At 69.6% G+C, this 207-nt stretch carries 1 protein-coding gene; it reads right to left on the bottom strand.

Features of this window, described 5'->3' with window-relative positions; translation table 11 throughout:
* On the bottom strand, positions 1–207 hold a 207-nt coding region (locus CDN38_RS27750; RefSeq protein WP_142361390.1), incomplete at both ends, for a DUF222 domain-containing protein.

Genomic DNA, 207 nt, shown 5'->3' with positions numbered 1-207 from the left:
GCGGCGCTCGGCGTCGGATAGCAGCGGACCCAGATGCAGTGCCGCGATGCGGTCCTTGACGTCGAGATGCACCACCACCGTGGTGTGTTGCCCGTGGGGCCGGCGGGCCACCTCGGCGTCCCAGCCGGTCTCGACCAGCCGCATGAACGCCTCGATGGTGCTCGGCAACGGCGGCGTGCTCTGCGATGCGGTGTTGTCGTGATCGTG

Source organism: Mycobacterium ostraviense, from assembly GCF_002705925.1.
In the GTDB taxonomy this organism is placed as follows: Bacteria; Actinomycetota; Actinomycetes; order Mycobacteriales; family Mycobacteriaceae; genus Mycobacterium; species Mycobacterium ostraviense.
The sequence above is the reverse complement of the archived record's forward strand: the minus strand, read 5'-3'. Positions and strand labels throughout refer to the sequence as shown.